The following is a 1663-nucleotide window of genomic DNA, read 5'->3' as shown; positions in this document are numbered from 1 at the left end:
TTCGCACCGACTTGGATGCCGTCTTCGAAGCGAGTATCGAGCCGATGCACCGTCCGCACGGCGGTGCCTAGAAGAATGGCCAGCACCAGGCTTTCGAGCCATGCGTGGCCAAATAAAGCGCTTTCGATGTTTTCCATTGCGTAAGCTATCGCAGTAACCACAGCGCAAAGTGCCAAGCCTGGCAGCGCGTTGCGAACGAGTTTTAGTGGTTGCTTGACCATTTGCCGCTCCTGATTCTCGAATTCAATAGAACGATTATCAAGTCGACAGATTGTTATGTCCATCTTACAATATCGAATATATCGTTCAATAGAATTGAACAATCAGATGACACTAGAACAATTGCGGATTTTTGTTGAAGTCGCCGAGCGACAGCATTTGACCCAGGCCGCCGCAGTGTTGGCGCTCACCCCTTCAGCGGTAAGTGCTTCGATCAAGGTGCTGGAAGAACGCTATGGTACTGCCCTATTCAATCGCGTCGGCCGCGGCATCGAGATCAGCGAAGCGGGCCGTATTTTCCTGATAGAAGCACGCCGCACGATCGCCAGCGCGCGCGCCGCCGAACTGACATTGGCCGAGCTGGGTGGAATGAAACGTGGCACGCTGACCATTCATGCGAGTCAGACTATCGCCAGCTATTGGCTACCCGAGTACCTCGTGCAATTTCGCCAAGCGCATCCGGCGATCGCACTGAGCGTGACCATCGATAACACCCATAATGTCGCCCAAGCAGTGCTTCAGGGGGGCGCCGACCTTGGCTTTGTCGAGGGCGCCATCGACGAGCCGACACTATCGGTCGATGCCATCGCATCCGACCAGATCGTCGCTGTAGTCGCAGCGCACCATCCATGGGCTTCAGGGAGGAGGCTGCTGCACGCGGATCTTCTTGAGGCACAGTGGATCTTGCGCGAAAAGGGGTCCGGCACGCGCTCGGCGCTCGAGTGCGCACTTCAGGCGATGCATGTCGACTTCGATGCACTCGATATCGCACTCACATTGCCGTCCAACGAAGCGGTCCGCTCCGCTGTGATGGCCGGCAAGTTCGCCACCGCCATGTCGGAACTGGTAGTAGCCTCGCATCTGCGGGCAGGTTTGCTGGCGAAAGCAAACATCGACTTGCCGGAGCGCGCGTTCTACATGTTGCGCCATCCCGAACGGTACAAGACAAAGGCATCTCTGGCGCTGGAAGCGATGATCCGCCTCTCCCAAATAGCGCGCGACGAAACGCCTGCGAAAATTAATTTGAAATAGATGGAATAAATCATCCGCAGATCCGTTCACCTCGATAACACCGGTTTTTTCCGTCCGACTGACCCAACCAGGGAGAATTTCATGAAACAAGCGATCTTCGCCGTCATCCTCGCTATTGCTTCGATCGGCAGCGCTGTCGCCAGCCCGATGAGCGATGCCGCGCAGATTCACTTTAGCGCCATTGGCGCCGGTGACACGTCCGTCATCATGCGTGGCTATGCCGACAACGCCCAGCTGACATGGGTCGGCGGGCCGCTTGACGGCATGTACGCCGGTTCCGATGCCATTCGCGCCACTTGGGAAAAGTTCGGCAAGGCTGTCGGGCCGGCGCGCGTGACTGTGCTTGCTCTGGAGGAATCGGCGAACCCAAAGGGTGCGACGATCGTCGCCAAGGTGCAGTTCGAAGGCAAGG

Annotated in this window: 2 protein-coding genes and 1 pseudogene; 2 read left to right on the top strand and 1 reads right to left on the bottom strand. The window is 57.1% G+C overall.

All coding sequences use genetic code 11. The annotated features are described in order from the left end of the window. Positions 1 to 221: pseudogene (locus YWC_RS33245) on the bottom strand (hypothetical protein); the annotation flags it as partial. 55 nt (positions 222 to 276) lie between these two features. Here YWC_RS33245 and YWC_RS0126875 point away from each other — a divergent pair. Both YWC_RS0126875 and YWC_RS0126870 read left to right on the top strand, forming a co-directional pair. Beyond that, positions 277 to 1251: a LysR family transcriptional regulator gene (locus YWC_RS0126875; protein ID WP_228892619.1), complete on the top strand. Its 975-nt coding sequence runs from the start codon at positions 277 to 279 to the stop codon at positions 1249 to 1251. A gap of 81 nt (positions 1252 to 1332) precedes the next feature. Next, the coding region (locus YWC_RS0126870; RefSeq protein ID WP_036216426.1) for a nuclear transport factor 2 family protein at positions 1333 to 1663 on the top strand (331 nt) is incomplete at its 3' end.

Source organism: Massilia alkalitolerans DSM 17462, assembly GCF_000427785.1.
Lineage (GTDB): Bacteria > Pseudomonadota > Gammaproteobacteria > Burkholderiales > Burkholderiaceae_D > Telluria > Telluria alkalitolerans.
Note: the sequence above shows the minus strand (reverse complement) of the source record. Positions and strands in the feature narration are given on the sequence as shown.